The following is a 17,700-nucleotide window of genomic DNA, read 5'->3' as shown; positions in this document are numbered from 1 at the left end:
TCTACCTCGTTTCTTCTTGTCTCTCTTTCGCTCTTAACTGACCACAAGCTGCGTCAATATCAGAGCCATGTTCACGTCTAATTGTAGCATTGATTCCATTGCGTTTTAATTCTTTTTCAAACTTAAAGATATCTTCTTTCGGAGTACGAACATAGTCACGTTCAGGCACATGATTTACAGGGATCAAATTGACATGGCAGTTTAGGTGTTTAATCAGCTGGGCTAATTCTTTAGCGTGATGAACCTGATCGTTCACACCACCGAATAATCCATATTCAAAAGTAATACGGCGTCCTGTTTTATTGACATAGTATTCTATTGACTCCATTAACTTCTCTAGATCATAAGCGCGGTTAATCGGCATTAAGCGACTTCTAATATCGTTATTTGGTCCATGTAAACTAAGTGCAAAGTTGATCTGCAGTTCTTCATCGGCAAAGTCATAGATACGTGGGATGATGCCTGATGTAGATACTGTAATATGTCGCGCACCGATATTAAGACCATCATCATGATTAATAACCTTTAAGAAATCCATCATCTCTTCGTAGTTTTCAAATGGTTCACCAATACCCATAATAACGACATGGCTTACTCGTTCCTCTACTTCGTCTAATGCTTTTTGAACATTTAGTACTTGTGCAACAATTTCGCCAGCTTCTAGATTTCGTTTCAAACCACCTAGAGTTGATGCACAGAACGTACAACCGATACGGCAGCCTACTTGCGTTGTTACACACACTGAATTGCCATAATCATGACGCATTAACACTGTTTCAATCGTATATCCATCCTGTAATTCAAATAGAAATTTAATTGTCCCATCTTTACTTTCCTGCTTAACAACAGTTTTTAACGTTGTCATCGTAAAGTTATCCTCTAACACTTTACGCAGTTCTTTCGATAAATTTGACATCTCTTCAAATGAGTTAACACGTTTTACGTATAACCAGTCGTAAATCTGTTTCGCTCTAAAACTTTGCTGACCATGCGTTGCCAGCCATTCTTTTAATTCTCCGAGTTGTAATGAATAAATTGAGGGTTTATCAAAGTTCGGCATGAACTTTTTATTTTTCTTTTCTAATAATGCCATTATTTACACTTCCTTCTTAGTTTTGCAATGAAGAAGCCGTCAGAATTAAAGTCTTGCGGCAACACCTGCAATAATTTTTTCTTACCGATAACCGGCAGTTCAATCGCTTCTATTTCAAAGTCTTCATTTTGTTTGATAAATGAATACACAACGTTTTCATTTTCCATCTGTTCGATCGTACAAGTGGAATATACGAGAACACCACCAGGTTTCACTGCGTTAGCCGCATTTTTCAATATTTCAAGCTGCAGTGGCCAAAGCGTATCGATATCCTTCTGTGTCTTCTCATACTTTATCTCTGGTTTACGTTTCATTACACCAAAGCCCGAGCACGGTGCATCCACTAATACACGATCATACTGTTTATCAAACGGAACTGTTGCATCGTGCACGCTCGGATGAATATTACGCAGTGATAGTCGTGTGATATTATACTGGATTAGATCTATCTTATGTGGATGAACGTCGTGACTATCAATATGTCCTGTTCTGTTCATCTTTTCTGCAATATGACAAGCTTTACCACCTGGTGCACTACATGCATCAAGTATTGTTTCATCTGGTTGTGGATCCAGCACATTCGCAACAAGCATACTTGAAGCATCTTGAACACTTAAGAAACCATGTTTAAATAATTCATGCTGCACGATAGGCGGTCCATCGATTGTTAAACATTCAGGTAGAATTTCTGATTGTTTAACAGTGTAACCCGCTTCAGTCAGACGTTTTATTGCATCTTCTGGCGTAATCTTCGTCGTGTTCACACGAACTGTCGTATCCGGATAATTTAGAAATTCCTCCGCCATCTCACGCGTTGTGTCAAATCCAAAGTGTGTATTCCAGTGCTTTATCAGCCAAAGTGGTGTACTTGTTGCAACACTTAAACGCTTTAGGTCATCCTTTATTTCATTTAAATCACGTAACGGATTACGCTGAAAGTTTCTCAAAATTGCATTTACCGTATTCGCACCACCCACTGAGCCTCGGCGCTTCGTTATCTCCACCGCTTCATTGATGATGGCATGATCCGGCACTTTATCTAAATAGACAGACTGATAAATACTCATAAGTATAAGTCTTCTCATCCACCCTTTAATATTCGTCTTAATATACGGCGCCGCATAAAATTCTAACGTCAGTTTACGCTGCAGCGTGCCATATACAAGTTCCGTTAAGAGCGCACGGTCAACAGGTTCAACATAACCTTTTTTTATTGCTTCATTAATCAGTAGATTACTATATGCACCTTCTGTTAAAACTGCATCCAGTATTTCAAGTGCGACACTTCTCACATTATGATTCATTAAACTTCATCCCAACAAGTTGTGACTTCGCACCTGCAACAAAACTTGCAGCATCCATGCGTTTCTTACCAGCAGGCTGTAATGATGTAATACGCACTGCTCTATCATTCGTCGCAATAACTATACCAGACTTGTCTGCCTGAATAATTTCTCCAGGTACACCACTGCCCTCAGCAATTTCTGAAGCCCACAGCTTCATAACCTTACCATCAAAGTTCGCAAATGCAACAGGCCATGGACTTAGCCCGCGAATATGGTTATGCACTTCAAGTGCACTGCGGTCAAATGTAACAAATTCTTCTTCACGACTGACGTTAGAGGCAAATGTCGCTTCACTATCATTCTGGGATGTACGACTATTCGTGCCATCCAGTACGCTAGGCATTACTTCAAGTAATAGCTGCGTTCCTGCATCGCTTAACTTGTCGTGAAGTGTTCCGACTGTATCATCGATTTCAATCGGAACTTTCACAGTGTCAATCATATCTCCTGCATCAAGACGTTTCACCATATACATGATCGTCACACCCGAATACTTCTCACCATTAATAATCGCTTTATGAATCGGTGCACCACCACGGTACTTCGGTAACAGCGACGCATGTACATTAATACAACCTAGACGTGGAATATCAAGAACACGCTCCGGTAAAATCTGACCAAAAGCAGCTGTAACGATTAAATCAGGACTAAGCGCACGCACTTTCTCGAACGCTTCATCACTTTTCATCGATTCGGGCTGATATACTTCAATCCCTAAACTTTCTGCCATCACCTTAACAGGAGGCGGTGTTAGTACGCGTTTACGCCCGACAGGCTTATCCGGCTGTGTAATAACGAGACTCACCCCATATGATTCGTGTAATGCCTTTAATATTGGTGCTGAAAAGTCAGGCGTACCCATAAATATAATCTTACTCACCGTACATCTCCTCCAGTTCTTCCTCAGTTAACTGTTTCGTCATCTTTTCTGTGAACAATTCACCGTATAAGTGATCTACTTCATGCTGAATAATACGCGCAATATCATCATACGCAGTCATTTCAATCTTATTACCATCTAAATCGTTTGCTTCAATGACAATCTCAATCGAACGATCGACAAGACCGAATACACCAGGAATTGACAGACATCCTTCTACATCACTTTCCGTCTCTTCTGAATAAGAAACAATCTTCGGGTTCACAAGTTGCAATATACCATCTGATTCCATATCTACTAATGCAACCTTTAAATCCACACCAATCTGAGGTGCAGCAATCCCAACGCCATCATGATGGAATAATGTATCTTCTAAATCTTTGATCAATGCCTTTAGACTCGCATCAAACTGAGTAACATCCTTAACTTCACGATGTAACAATGGGTTTTGTTCTTCTATTAATTGTTTAATCACGTAACTTCTCCTTTATATCTTCAATCATTCTATTTTACATGAAAACGCACTGTATTACCACGTATTGATATAAATGATAAAACTCTCCTTAAACAAAGTTAAAGAGAGTGCTCGGTGTTATTTTACTATATTTTAAGAGAGATGACGAATGATTACATCATCATATACGGGTTTATATCTATATGCAGCGAGAACTTATCTTTCACAAACAGTTCATGGTAATGGTCATCCAGATAGTTAAGTGCCTTTAACAGTTCGGGTTCTGATTTAAACTTAATCAATATCTGGAAACGATGCTGATTATTAATTCGTGCAATTGGACTCGGTGCGGGTCCGAGTACATATGCTTTTGGTGATAGGTGCTGCACTAATATATCATGTATATGCTTACTTTCGGTCAGTACGGTCTTTAAATTATGATGCTGCATATTAAGATAGATCATATAGAAGTACGGCGGATACTTGCCGAGTCTTCTGTATTCCATCTCCTCTTTAAAGAATGCTTTATAGTCATAATTTACTGCGTGTTGTATTGCGTAGTGTTCAGGATTATATGTCTGAATGACGACCTCGCCTGTCTTTTCACTTCGTCCAGCGCGTCCAGCGACTTGTGTTATAAGCTGGAATGTTTTCTCGCTTGCTCTGAAGTCCGGTAAATTGAGCATCGTATCGGCGTTCAGTACGCCAACGAGTGTAATGTTCGGGAAATCCAGTCCTTTTGCAATCATCTGTGTGCCGAGTAAAATGTTCGCTTCTCCGTTTTTAAACTGTTCAAGCAGTCGTTCGTGTGCACCTTTCTTACGCGTCGTATCATTATCCATACGGATAACTTTTGCATTTTGGAACGTCTGATAAATGATCTCTTCAACTTTCTGCGTACCGACACCCATTTCGCGTATATGTTCACTTTCACAGCTCGGACATATATTACCAGGTGGTTCCTTATGTCCACAATAATGACATTTCAGCTCATCCGTATATTTATGATACGTTAAACTAATGTCACAATTCGGGCACATCGGTACGTGTCCGCAGTCACGGCATAGCATAAACTGTGCGTGCCCTCTTCTATTTAAGAAGAGCACGACTTGCTCTCCTTTATCAATCTTCTCCTGAATCTTATCATGCAGTACGCCGGAGAACATCGAACGATTTCCCTGCATTAGTTCATCTCGCATATTCGAGACGATCATCTCAGGCATCGCGGATTTGTTTGCACGTGTTAACATTTCGAGTTTCGTATATACACCTTTTTCTGCACGTGCATAACTTTCAAGTGATGGTGTGGCGCTTCCGAGCACGAGCGGACAATGGTGATACTTGGCACGCCATTCTGCAATTTCGCGGGCATGGTATCGTGGATAGTCTTCCTGCTTATATGTTGTTTCATGCTCTTCATCGATAATGATGATGCCGATATTTTTAAATGGTGCGAATATACTGGACCTTGCACCGACAGATACGCGTGCCTCCCCCATCTTTATCTTGCGCCACTCATCATAGCGTTCACCGTTAGAAAGACCTGAGTGCAGTACGGCCACTTCATCACCGAAGCGGGACTTGAATCGATCTACCATCTGAGGTGTCAGCGCAATTTCAGGTACCAGTACGATGGCATCCTGTCCTTTGTCCAGCACTTCTTTAATGAGCTGAAGATATACCTCTGTCTTACCGCTTCCAGTAATCCCGTGTAACAGGAATGTTTCTGACTGATTTTTATTAATAGTTGCCATAACAGCGTTATATGCACTTTGCTGTTCATCATGCAGTGCTTTTTCCTTATCTTCAAAGAACACTTTATGCGCATACGGATCTCGCGTCGTTTCAATATTGATTTTTTCTAAAAATCTTTTTTGGACTAAGTTATTGACTACAGCGTTTGATATGCCCTCTTCTTTCAGTTCGATCAATGTCAGTTCTCCTGCATCATTTATGAGTTCGATCGCACGTATCTGCGTTTCAGATTTTAGCTGTGAAATGATGTCATCTACATTCGAATGATTAAGCTTCACACCGACGAATGTTTTTTTCTTGTATTTTTGAGAGACTTCGATATCTTCAACGACGTCACCACATTCAATATATGGCTTGAGCAGCGAAACAATTTCAAGCTGCTGCGCGCGTTCCAGTGTTAAGGTTGCATCTTTAAAATATTGCTTGAGTTCTTGCGGCATACGTTCATCATCTATTAAACGGAATATCTTCTTATACTTCCCTTTTACTGCGTTTGGCAGCATCGCATCGAGCACTGCAATACGCTTTGAGACGTGAGAATAGCTCATCCACTCACTTAAATCTATTAATTCAGGCGTAAGTTCCGGTATAAAGTCCTGAATCGCAATGACAGGCTTTAGCTTGTCGTATTCTGCATTATCCGTCACTTTGATAACATAACCCTGTATTTTTCGTGGACCAAACGGCACAACAACTCTCTGGCCAGGTACGATATCGCTTTTTAGATGTTCCGGAATATAATAATCAAATAACTTATCAACACGTTTACTATTAACGTCTACGATAACTTTTGCAATCACTTAAATCCCTTCTCTTTTACATGTGATAATATTTCATGTGCAATGTTAAGCTTAGATTGTTTTGGAATATCGATGTGCGTTCCATCTTTAAAATACATCGTTACAGCGTTGTCATTCGATTTAAATCCGATAGATTTATCACCTACATTATTTGCAACAATAACATCTGCATTTTTCTTGTTCAATTTTCCGCGTGCATACATTTCGACATGCTCTGTCTCAGCTGCAAAGCCAACTACAAGTTGTGTCGTCTTATGCTCACCAATATATTTCAGTATATCCTCTGTACGTTTAAATGTAATCGTGAGATCTCCCTCTTGTTTCTTTAATTTCTGGTCATGTGTTTCTACTGGTGTATAGTCTGCTACTGCTGCTGCTTTAATAATCAGATCTTGTTCCATATTATCTTTTACTGCATTGAACATATCTTGTGCACTTTCAGTCTTAATATGACGTACCCCATTCGGCACAGGTATTCCTACGTCTGTCGATACTAATGTTACATCTGCACCTCGCAGGCTTGCTGCTTCAGCTAAACTATAGCCCATCTTACCCGATGAACGGTTCGTTAAATAGCGCACTGGATCTATCGTTTCAATTGTAGGTCCTGCTGTGACCAATACTTTCTTGCCTTGCAAATCTTTTTCTATATTATCTTCACCAATAAACTTCATGATATCAAGTGGTTCGCTCATGCGTCCTTTTGCTATATAGCCACACGCCAAGAAACCTTCTCCCGGTTCTATGAATTTGAATCCACGCTTCAGTAACGTTTGAATATTGTCCGTTACTGCCGGGTTATTGTACATATTACTGTTCATGGCAGGTGCTAAATAAATCGTCTTCGTAAACGCAAGTACAGTTGCAGTCAGCATATTGTCACTGATACCATGTGCAATCTTACCGAGCGTTGATGCAGTTAATGGTGCGATGATCATAATATCTGCCCAGTCTCCAAGAGCAATATGCTGAATTTCAGCTGGGTTCTGTTCCACGAAGATATCTGTGTATACAGGATTTCTGCTTAACGCCTGAAATGCAAGTGGCGTTACAAACTGCTCTGCACTCTCCGTCATAATGACACGCACTTCATGACCATTCTGTACGAGCTTACTTGTTAAATCTATCGCTTTATATACCGCAATCCCACCAGTAACGCCTAATACAATCTTCATAAGTCTAAATTCCTCCTATAAAAAAACTGACAAACATTACATTTGTCAGTTTATACTATTCCTCAGGGTGTTCGCTTGTAATATGAATCTTACCTGCAGCAATCTCTTCTAAAGACTGACCAACAGGTTTATACGATAGGTATCGGTCATTCAATTTTACATCTGGATGATCCTGCATTTCACGTGCACGTTTCGCCGCAAGGGTTACGATTAAATATTTAGAATTCACTTTTTCTTTTAATTTATCTAATGGTGGGTTTAACATTATTTTGCCTCCAGTATCATTTTTCTGAATCGTGCTTCTACACGTTCACGTTTTAAATGTTCAGCTTCAACAATCATCTGAACCTTTTCCTTTGCATCCATCACTTCATCATTGATCACTACGTAATCATAGAGATTCATCATCTCCACTTCTTTACGTGCTTCACTTATTCTATGATTGATGACTTCCTGACTTTCAGTGCCACGACCGATAAGTCGTTCCTCTAGATGTTCAAGTGTTGGTGGCGCTAAGAAGATGAATAGTGCTTCAGGAAATTTCTTTCTGACTTGCTTTGCTCCTTCAACTTCAATCTCTAAAAATACATCCTTACCACGTTCCATAGTATCCTTAACATACTGTACAGGGGTCCCGTAGTAGTTCCCGACATATTCAGCATATTCGATAAATGCATCTTGCTCAATCAGTGTTTCAAATTCTTCACGTGACTTAAAGAAATAATCTACACCATCTACTTCGCCTTCCCGTTTGTTTCTAGTCGTCATTGAAATTGAGTATTCGAAATCAGTATCCGGATCCTCAAATATCGCACGACGCACAGTTCCCTTACCAACTCCAGAGGGACCAGATAATACAATTAATAAACCTTTTTCTATATCCATGTCTACGACCTTTCATAAAAATGATATAAATTAAATTTATCATATAAATGAATAAAAATATAGATGAAACATTCGCCTTGTGAAATTGTTATTTCATGTTACACTATAAACATTATAAAAAGAAGGTGAAGACATGGCTTTTGACGGCTTATTTACGCATCAGATGATTAAAGAAATATCATTTTTAGAAACAGCACGAATCAATAAGATTACACAACCCGATCAATTTACGGTCATCTTAACGATAAGAGCGAACCGCAAAAATCAAAAATTAATGCTCTCAATACATCCAAACTTTGCACGTATGCAAATCACAAATAATCAGCTCGATAATCCATTTGAACCTCCGATGTTCTTACGTGTGCTGCGTAAACATATTGAAGGTGGTATCGTCGAACGTATCGAACAGATTGGAAATGACCGTATTGTTCATTTTACTATCAATAATACCGATGAAATTGGTGATCGTATTAAGCGACATCTCTATCTGGAAATAATGGGGAAACATAGTAACATCATCTTAACAGATGATAGCAATAAAATATTAGACAGTTTCAAACACTTAACACCCAACACAAACAGCGCACGTACTTTAATGCCTGGATTCAACTACGAGTTTCCACCAACAGACAAAAAGACAAATCCATTCACAGTAGATACAATCAGTGACAAGCTTGACAACACGCTCGCTATTCATAAAGCAGTACTAAGACTACTTGAAGGATTCAGTCCTCTCGCAGTCAAGGAGATGCTATCGATGGATAATGATATCGATATCGCATTTAATCGATTCATGCAGACGTTACAAACAAATGCTTCAACGTTTTCCATTGATGGCAAAGAAGATTTCTATTTCCGACCAGTAGCGCACAGTACAAGTATCGAAACTTATCATAATTTAAGCGAGATGCTGGATATCTATTATAAAGACCGAGCAGTGCGTGAACGTGTCCGTAATCAGACGAACGATCTTTCACGTCACTTAAATTCATTACTTCAAAAAAATGAAAAGAAGCTCGCAAAACTTGTTGATGAACTAGAACAGACAAAACAGATGGACAAGATGAATCTTTATGGAGAACTTATAACGAGCAACATGTATCAGCTCAAACAAGGCATGGATGAATTCACAACGAAGAACTATTATAATGAAGAAACTGTGACAATTCCACTGAACCCAAGAAAATCACCAGCAGAGAATGCACAGTATTATTACAAACAATATAACCGTCTAAAAACACGTAAAGCACATGCTGCTGAGCAGATAAAGGCGACTCAGGATGAAATAGCATATATAGAGACGATTCAGATGCAGCTGGATCATATTTCTGTAGACGATATCGATGATATCCGTACAGAGCTTGCAGAGCAAAACTTGATCAAGAAAAAACATAAAACAAAACAATCCAAAAAACAGCAGTCCTCTATCGATTATTACTTATCGCGTGACGGCCAAGAAATTGTGGTCGGCCGCAATAACCTTCAAAATGAATACATTACGCATAAATTAGGGCGTAACAACTATCTATGGTTTCATACAAAAGATATTCCAGGCAGTCATGTCGTAATTCTTGATAGCAATCCAACAGATGGCACAGTTGAAGATGCTGCAATGCTTGCCGGCTACTTCTCAAAAGCACAAGGTTCTTCTAAAATTCCAGTTGATTATACAGAAATCAAGCATGTGCATAAACCAAGCGGTGCTAAACCCGGATTCGTAACGTATACCGATCAGAGTACTGTCATGGTTACACCTGAAGAAGACTACGTCGAACATTTAAGAAACAGCTATTTAAATAAGGAAGTACCAAATTAACTGTTAATTTGGTACTTCCTTTTCATTTTTTACAAAAAAAGAGCAGGGACCAGATTGCTAAGTAATCTGGTCCCTGCTCACGCTCATCCTAATAATTATTCTTTAACCATTAAACCATCTTCTGTTTCATTCAGGTCGATGGTCACCTGTTTTACATCAATATGATCTAAATAGTAATCTGTAATAGAATCACGTACTTCACTTTCGATCAATCGACGTAATGGTCTTGCACCTAAAGCCTGATCATAGCCATGCTCGACTAACCAGTCTTTCGCACGTTCTGTCACTTCCATATCTATTGATTTACGTGCAACTACCTCCTGCACATCATGTAACAATAGTTCTACAATTTGTTTCAAATCTTCTTTAGCTAAATGCTTAAATTCAACAATCGCATTGAAGCGGTTTAAGAATTCAGGTCTGAAGTATCCTTTTAACTCTTCATAAATGGATGTGCGTTCACGGTCTTCACCAAACGATGCATTACTTGTTGCTATTATTATCGTATTCTTAAAGTTTACCGTATTACCCTGACCATCAGTCAGAGCGCCATCATCTAATACTTGTAGCAGCAATGTGAGAACCTGAGGGTTTGCTTTTTCAATTTCATCTAATAAGATAACTGAATATGGATTACGACGTACTTGTTCAGTTAATGTATTCGAGTTGTCATCATATCCAACGTAACCGGCAGTTGTACCGATCATTTTAGAGACAGCTGTCTGATCCATATATTCACTCATATCCAGACGGATCATCGATTCAGTCGTACCAAATAGTTCTAAAGAGAGTTGTTTAGCAAGCTCTGTCTTACCGACACCTGTTGGACCTACAAACAAGAAGCTGCCGATTGGACGATTACCATCATCAAATCCTGCACGATTACGTCTGATTGCTTTCGCAACAGCTTGAACAGCTTCATCCTGACCGATGACTTTACCTTCAAGTCTGGATTGCATATGTTTTAGACGCTCAATTTCATTATCATCCATCTGAGAAACGGGCACACCTGTCATGCGTTCTACAGTAGCAGACACATCTTCTTTTGATACATGATTACTTTCCACACCGGCTGATAATTTATCTTTTAAAGCTTTAATCTTCATCTGCAATTCATGTGCGCGATTAAAGTCTTCCTGCTCGACTGCCTGCATCTTATCAGCTTCGAGCGTTTCAATTTCTTTTTCAGTCTCTACTTTGTCTACAACCGTATTACGGGATGAAACATGTGCTGCCGTAATATCCATCAAATCAATTGCTTTATCCGGTAGCATACGGTTTGGCATATATTGGATGGATAAATCAACGATTGTTTCTATCAAATCATCACCAATCTTAACATTGTGGTGATTTTCATAATTTTCCTTAATCCCTTTTAAGATTTTAATTGTATCTGCTTTCGACGGTTCATTCACAACGACTTCATTAAAACGACGAGCAAGTGCCGGATCTTTCATTATATTATTGCGATACTCGTCCTGCGTCGTTGCACCGATAATAGATATCTCACCACGACTAAGCGCTGGTTTTAATATATCGGACAAACCTTTGCTTCCAGAATCTCCACCAGTTGCACCACTGCCAATAATCTGATGAATTTCATCGATGAATAATACTACATTTCCCTGCGCTTTCACTTCTTCAAGTAATTTCTGTACATTTTCTTCAAATGCACCACGATACTGAGTCCCCGCTTCAAGCGATGACACATCGATTGAAATGATTTCCTTACCTTTAATCGAAGCTGGTACATCCCCTTTTACAATTGCCTGGGCAAGACCTTCAACGACCGCAGTTTTACCTACACCTGCTTCACCGACTAGAATCGGGTTATTCTTAATACGTCGACTTAATACTTCAGCAGCTTGACGAACTTCGGATTCTCTACCTATAACAGGATCCAATTCATTGTTTCTTGCTTCCTCTGTTAAATTTCTTCCTATCTTACTTAAGAAAGTATCGCTCGTTTGTTTTGAAGTACGAGGTTGTTGTTGCTGCATCGCATCACCCGATACCTCCTGTCCGTTAATATAGAACTTGCGTGAGACCTGCCCTTCATTCATTTCATTAAACATTCTATTAAAAATCGCATCAAAATTATTATCAAAAATACCATTATTCATATTAAATCACTCCTATATTCAATTTTAATCGTGCTAACAGAAGTTTCTTATCACTTCTGTAATTACATTATACACCAATAGTCAAAGATAGTCAAATATAATTTTGATTATCTTTGACTAATTGAATTCATATTTTTATTGTGTTAAATAAAAATAATTATATTTTTAATTGTAATTAATTACATATATTAACATGAAGAAAAATGAAAGAAGCTGCTGCGATTTATATAAAAATAAAAATCTTTACTTAAGATTTATTTTGAAAATTAATTTCCAATTCATATTTAGATTATTAAATTTATATCCCTTTTTATTTGTATTATCGAATTGATTATGTTTTAATATGTGCTGTTACAGACATAGTACATTTCAACAAATATTACGAGAACATTTCAACGTTGTAATGAATTGTTATGTAGCTGTAACGCACAGACATATTAATTGTGTTAGTGTATGTAGTATCACTTAGCCAAATGAATCTTACTTTGATTCAGAATATTAATTAAACAAATTACTGGAGGATTTTATATAATGAAAAAAGCAATTATGACTTCAACATTAGCATTAGCATTAGGAGTAACTGGTGTTTCAGCTTCTCAAGCAGATGCATCTACGGAAACAGCAGAAGCAAATCAAATCAACAAAGCCGAATTAGCAAACTTAGCATTAAACAACCCATCAGCTTTAAATGAAAACCCTGTACACGAAGGGGCTTATCACTATGAATTCACTAAGGATGGCTATCATTTTACCTTTGATTCAAATGGTGCGCACTGGACTTGGGAATATAACCATACTGGATCAGCAGATTCAGAAGCATTCAGCTCAGTAACAAATAACAACTTCAAACAGGAGGCACCTGCTGTACAAGCACAGGCTCCTGTAGCAAAGACACCTGCTCAAACGTATGTAGCACCTAAAGCGCAGAACTATCAAGCACAATCAACATATAAAGCGCCAGCTCAAACACGATCAGCAACTTCACCAGTAAGTGTTAACTCACATTTACAAGTAATTGCTCAACGTGAATCTGGCGGTAATATCCGTGCAATTAATCCTACTTCTGGCGCAGCAGGTAAATACCAATTCTTACAATCTACTTGGGATTCAGTAGCTCCAGCTGAGTGGAGAGGCGTATCTCCAGCATCAGCACCTGAAGCAATCCAAGATGCAGCCGCTGTTAAGTTATACAATACAGCTGGTCCATCTCAATGGGTTACAGCTTAATCTAAAGTTTAAAAAAATGAATGTGCCATTCGGCACATTCATTTTTTATTTCTTAAGATATTCAAAAATTCGTTTTGCGTTATCTGTATTATCCATATTACCTCTCCAAGCTTGTGCACCTGGACCATATCCATAGACGTTTACATCTTCTCCTGTATGGCCATTCGTTGTCCATCCTGTGTAGCTACGTTTGTTAACTGTCGCTTCAATTGCATCCTCAATCTTTTCATCATCTTTTTTAGTAACAGCTTCTTTTATGGCTTTCATTTCAGCAGCTTCTAATGTAAATCCAATATTTTCTGTGATTATTTTATCTATATTTGCATCTTTTTTCAGCAACGCTGCGCTCAAATATTCAGGAGTATGCTTCATCTGTTTGATAGGATCAACAAGGAAGTTATATTCTCCACCTTGTCCCATCGACATTCCACCTGTAGAGTGATCGGCAGTTGCAATGACTAAAGTATTACAGTCTTTCTTCGCAAAGTTAATCGCTGTCTGGAAAGCTAAGTCAAAATCCTTCATTTCGCTCATCGCACCTGTAATATCATTTGCATGTCCTGCCCAGTCAATCTGAGATCCTTCAACCATCAGGAAGAACCCATCTTTATCACCGCTTAATTTTGTCAAGGCAGTTTCGGTCATATCTTTAAGTGACGGCATACTTTCATTTCGATCTATCATCTTCGGCATCCCACCTTGTGAGAACAGACCTAGAATTTGTTGATTCTTAGATTGCGCTGCTTTTGTCAAAGAAGCTTTATCTGTGACATAGCGATATCCATCTTTTTGGAATGCTTTGACTAAATTTCTATCCTTACGTTCAAAGTATTCTTTACCGCCACCGAGCAGTATATCTACTTTGTGCTGTCCATTTATCATTTCATCATAATAATCATCAGCAATTTGCGGCATATTCTTTCTAGAAATGTCGTGTGCCCCAAATGCTGCAGGAGTCGCATGTGTAATCTCACTTGTCGCAACTAAACCCGTAGCTTTACCTACTTCCTTCGCCTGCTCAAGAATAGTCTTTACTTCTTTCTTCTGTTTATCAACAGCGATTGCATTATTATAAGTTTTAGTACCGGCGCTCATCGCTGTCGCTGCAGATGCTGAATCTGTAATATTCTCATGATCATCATCAGCAATTGTGCGTTGTGCACCTAGTAAATAATGGTCGAAAGCAACTGGATCTAATTCATGTGTCTCTTCCTTATCTTCCATGTATCGATATGCTGAAGTATATGAAGGACCCATGCCGTCACCTATCATAAAGATAACATTTTTTGGTTTCTGTTTATTGCCACATTGAACGACCTCTGATTTTACACCATTATTTTGTGGCAAAGGTTTTCCTCCCGCAAATGCAGTGGTCGGCGCAATTGCAGATAAAATTGTAGATACAGCTAATGTTCCAGCTGTAATATAACGAAATCTAGTCATTAATATTCCTCCAAATGTAAAAGAAATTTTTATTACTTGTTTAGATTAACAATCAATTATTAAGAGATTATAATACCTTTGTAAATAATTTATTAAGGATTAATAAATATATGTAAATAAAAATGGTTGAGACTAAAATCGTCTCAACCATTTTTATTTATTCACTTTATCAAAGTTGTCTTCGAAAAAATAACGCGTAAACGCATCAAATGGCCATATACGCAGAGATACTTTACCCACGACATCGCTTTTATCAATAAGTCCTAATTCTCTTCTACTATCAAGGCTGACTTCACGATTGTCTCCTAATACCAGGTATTTACCTTCAGGAATCTTCTTATTACCGTCCGCATTTACTAACATATCTACAGTAAAATCATCTGTCAGCTTTTCATTCGTCTTGTTCTTGCGATTTTCTTTCAAATAATCTTCCTGAATATACTGTCCATTTATATAGAGTTTATCATTCTTATATTCAACCGTATCGCCAGGCTTACCAATCAATCGCTTTATATAGTCATTTTTAGTATCTGTATGAAAGACAATAATATCTCCACGATCAATGCTATCTGTCTTTGTCGCAATCTTATTGATAATCACGCGCTCTTTATCCTTAAACGTCGGGAACATAGAGTCACCATTGACTGCATACGTTGCAAATAAAAATGTATGTACGATATAGAAAACGACAAGTGCAACAAGTATTGATATGATCCATTCTTTTATCTCTTTTAACATATGTTATCTCCTTATTTCAAAATTCTATACTATTATACCATTAATAATATATAAAAAGATAATGTCATACTGCCATACTTTAGATGTATAAACCAATTATATAAATTCTGATTTCCTGCGCAGAGGATAAGATTTAAATATACGGCTTCCTACTAGCCCAACAATTAGACAGATTACCGCAATAACGCTACCCCATCCAATAATCTGAAGTGGTTCGTTAAAGCCGAACATCACTAAAAATCCAGCTAGAGGACTCGCTGTTCCAGGTGCATCATTAATCATTCCAGAATGTGCAATAACCATACCCGCAAGTGCACCACCGATAAAGTTACAAGAATAGATCGGTACAGGATTTAAGGATATAATATCTGCCTGTGATAACGGTTCGATGCCAACAGCTAAGATAGAGGCACGATCTCCTAACTTTAATTTATAGAACATCGTTGAATTAATAAACGCTGAACTGAATGATACCATTGCAGCAATCGCCATCGGTAACCCTGTCAGACCAAGTAGTGCTGTTAGAGCCATCGAACTCAGTGGTGCAGTTCCTACAACCGTAATAATACCACCAAGCACAAATCCCATAACCAGCGGACTCGCATCTGTAGATTGCTGTATCACTTCACCAATTTTAATTAGCGTATTATTTACTAATGGTGTAACAAGCATTGCTAGCATCCGTGCAAGCGGTGCGATAATAATAATTCCTACAATTAGATCAACACCTTCAGGCACATATTTTTCAGCATATTTCATAACATAACCAACGACATACCCTGCAACGAACCCGGGTAATAAATCAAGGCCACCACAGCTTGCTGCTATAATGAGTGCATAAACGGGAGATACACCAATAGATAAAGCAACTAAACCAGCTGCTGCTACACCACCGAGACTTCCGGCTGTATCTCCTAATTCTTCTAGAAACTTTATTCCGAATATATTTCCACCAACGTATTTCTGAAACGCCTCGACAAGAAATGTTGCAATCGCGGCATTCGCTAATGCCCCCATCGCCTTCATACCAGATGGTGCTTTATACGTAAATAACGTAAACAGCACAAGGACAAGGAGTAAGAAACCTGTTCCAATCAAAATATCCATATCAACAATCCCTTCCTGTTTTTATAATATACATATGTGTTCTTATTATAGTAACAAAAAATAATCGATTGTTGTCGTATACATTTCACACTTTTCAAAATTTTCTTTTTAAATAAATAATAAAGTCAGAAGCTAAGCATCCGCTTAGCTTCTGACTTTAACTATTCTAACATTACAACTTACTTCACTGGAATGTCCCAATGTGCTTTAAATTCACACATCTCCCAGAACATATACTCGTAGTAGCTTGTTTTAACAATAATCTCCTCTAAATCTGCAAGTACACGCTCCGGCATACCTTCAGCAAGCTCATCCATCAGTGCAATTGCATCATTCGTAAGTTCCGTAAATGCTTCCCCTGAATATGTTTCAATCCAGTCACGATATGGATTATTATCATCTAATGCGCCGTCCTGCTCCGCTAAATGATTCCCGATATAGTTATAACTCCATGCGCACGCAAGCAGACACGCCGTAACATGTTCGGCACCACCACGCTGTACATGATTCAGCATATAGCTCGTATATGCTGTATTCACTGATGCCGCTTCAGTTGCTTCTAATTCACTTTCAGAAATGCCAAACTGTTTCGCATAGCTGCGATGTAAATCCATCTCCATAAACAACGTACCATGCAGCAGTTTAGAGAATATGCCCATCACACGCAGGTCAGGTGCCTTCGCACTCCCGATCGCCATTAATTTAGCATAATCAATTAAATAAACATAATCTTGTTTTAACCAGAACTGAAACTTTTCCTTCTCAAGCGACCCATCACCTAGCCCCTTAACGAAAGGATGTTCCAGATAAGAAGCCCATATCGGTTCGACACGCTTTAATATGCGCTCAGTAAACATG

At 38.5% G+C, this 17,700-nt stretch carries 14 protein-coding genes and 1 pseudogene; 2 read left to right on the top strand and 13 right to left on the bottom strand.

Translation table 11 applies throughout. The features are described from left to right. Nucleotide 1: 1 nt before the first annotated feature. The 8 genes from rlmN to gmk form a co-directional block, all read right to left on the bottom strand. Nucleotides 2–1,093 (bottom strand): 23S rRNA (adenine(2503)-C(2))-methyltransferase RlmN, encoded by a 1,092-nt coding sequence (gene rlmN, locus KYI10_04330; protein ID QYA33666.1) that lies wholly within the window; start codon nt 1,091–1,093, stop codon nt 2–4. Then, nucleotides 1,093–2,397 (bottom strand): 16S rRNA (cytosine(967)-C(5))-methyltransferase RsmB, encoded by a 1,305-nt coding sequence (gene rsmB / locus KYI10_04325; GenBank protein QYA33665.1) that lies wholly within the window; start codon nt 2,395–2,397, stop codon nt 1,093–1,095. The genes rlmN and rsmB overlap by 1 nt, the downstream gene beginning before the upstream one ends. Then, on the bottom strand, nt 2,387–3,319 hold the full coding sequence (gene fmt / locus KYI10_04320; GenBank protein ID QYA33664.1) for a methionyl-tRNA formyltransferase: 933 nt from the start codon (nt 3,317–3,319) through the stop codon (nt 2,387–2,389). The genes rsmB and fmt overlap by 11 nt, the downstream gene beginning before the upstream one ends. Beyond that, a complete protein-coding gene (def, locus tag KYI10_04315) occupies nt 3,312–3,794 on the bottom strand; it encodes a peptide deformylase (GenBank protein ID QYA33663.1) in 483 nt (160 codons plus the stop codon). The genes fmt and def overlap by 8 nt, the downstream gene beginning before the upstream one ends. A 152-nt stretch (nt 3,795–3,946) precedes the next feature. After that, entirely contained in the window at nt 3,947–6,328 is a 2,382-nt protein-coding gene (priA, locus tag KYI10_04310) for a primosomal protein N' (protein ID QYA33662.1), read from the bottom strand. Then, nucleotides 6,325–7,503 (bottom strand): bifunctional phosphopantothenoylcysteine decarboxylase/phosphopantothenate--cysteine ligase CoaBC, encoded by a 1,179-nt coding sequence (gene coaBC / locus KYI10_04305; GenBank protein ID QYA33661.1) that lies wholly within the window; start codon nt 7,501–7,503, stop codon nt 6,325–6,327. The genes priA and coaBC overlap by 4 nt, the downstream gene beginning before the upstream one ends. A gap of 55 nt (nt 7,504–7,558) precedes the next feature. Continuing rightward, nucleotides 7,559–7,768 (bottom strand): DNA-directed RNA polymerase subunit omega, encoded by a 210-nt coding sequence (gene rpoZ, locus KYI10_04300; GenBank protein QYA33660.1) that lies wholly within the window; start codon nt 7,766–7,768, stop codon nt 7,559–7,561. Further along, nucleotides 7,768–8,388, bottom strand: coding sequence for a guanylate kinase (gene gmk, locus KYI10_04295; protein QYA33659.1), 621 nt, complete (start codon nt 8,386–8,388; stop codon nt 7,768–7,770). The genes rpoZ and gmk overlap by 1 nt, the downstream gene beginning before the upstream one ends. Nucleotides 8,389–8,521: 133 nt before the next feature. Between gmk and KYI10_04290 the strand changes: the two genes are divergently transcribed. After that, a complete protein-coding gene (locus KYI10_04290) occupies nt 8,522–10,204 on the top strand; it encodes an NFACT RNA binding domain-containing protein (protein ID QYA33658.1) in 1,683 nt (560 codons plus the stop codon). Nucleotides 10,205–10,299: 95 nt separating this feature from the next. Here the strand turns inward: KYI10_04290 and KYI10_04285 are convergent, their stop codons facing one another. After that, on the bottom strand, nt 10,300–12,327 hold the full coding sequence (locus KYI10_04285) for an ATP-dependent Clp protease ATP-binding subunit (protein QYA33657.1): 2,028 nt from the start codon (nt 12,325–12,327) through the stop codon (nt 10,300–10,302). A gap of 531 nt (nt 12,328–12,858) precedes the next feature. Here KYI10_04285 and KYI10_04280 point away from each other — a divergent pair. Beyond that, nucleotides 12,859–13,554 carry a transglycosylase family protein gene (locus tag KYI10_04280; GenBank protein QYA33656.1) on the top strand — a complete coding sequence of 232 codons (696 nt, stop codon included), beginning with the start codon at nt 12,859–12,861 and terminating at the stop codon, nt 13,552–13,554. 45 nt (nt 13,555–13,599) lie between these two features. On the opposite strand, the pseudogene KYI10_04275 reads toward KYI10_04280, so the two are convergent. The 4 genes and pseudogenes from KYI10_04275 to tenA all read right to left on the bottom strand — a co-directional run bounded on the left by KYI10_04275 (nt 13,600) and on the right by tenA (nt 17,699). Continuing rightward, nucleotides 13,600–14,895 (bottom strand): annotated as a pseudogene (locus KYI10_04275) (alkaline phosphatase). A gap of 255 nt (nt 14,896–15,150) precedes the next feature. Beyond that, nucleotides 15,151–15,735, bottom strand: a complete 585-nt coding sequence (gene lepB, locus KYI10_04270) for a signal peptidase I (GenBank protein ID QYA33654.1) — start codon at nt 15,733–15,735, stop codon at nt 15,151–15,153. A 96-nt stretch (nt 15,736–15,831) separates the two neighbouring features. Further along, a complete protein-coding gene (locus tag KYI10_04265; GenBank protein QYA33653.1) occupies nt 15,832–16,842 on the bottom strand; it encodes a PTS sugar transporter subunit IIC in 1,011 nt (336 codons plus the stop codon). Between the two features lie 179 nt (nt 16,843–17,021). Then, nucleotides 17,022–17,699 carry a thiaminase II gene (gene tenA / locus KYI10_04260; GenBank protein ID QYA33652.2) on the bottom strand — a complete coding sequence of 226 codons (678 nt, stop codon included), beginning with the start codon at nt 17,697–17,699 and terminating at the stop codon, nt 17,022–17,024. Nucleotide 17,700: the final 1 nt, after the last annotated feature.

The sequence above is a fragment of the Macrococcus sp. 19Msa1099 genome (assembly GCA_019357535.2).
Lineage (GTDB): Bacteria > Bacillota > Bacilli > Staphylococcales > Staphylococcaceae > Macrococcoides > Macrococcoides psychrotolerans.
This window is presented reverse-complemented; position numbering and strand designations above follow the sequence as displayed.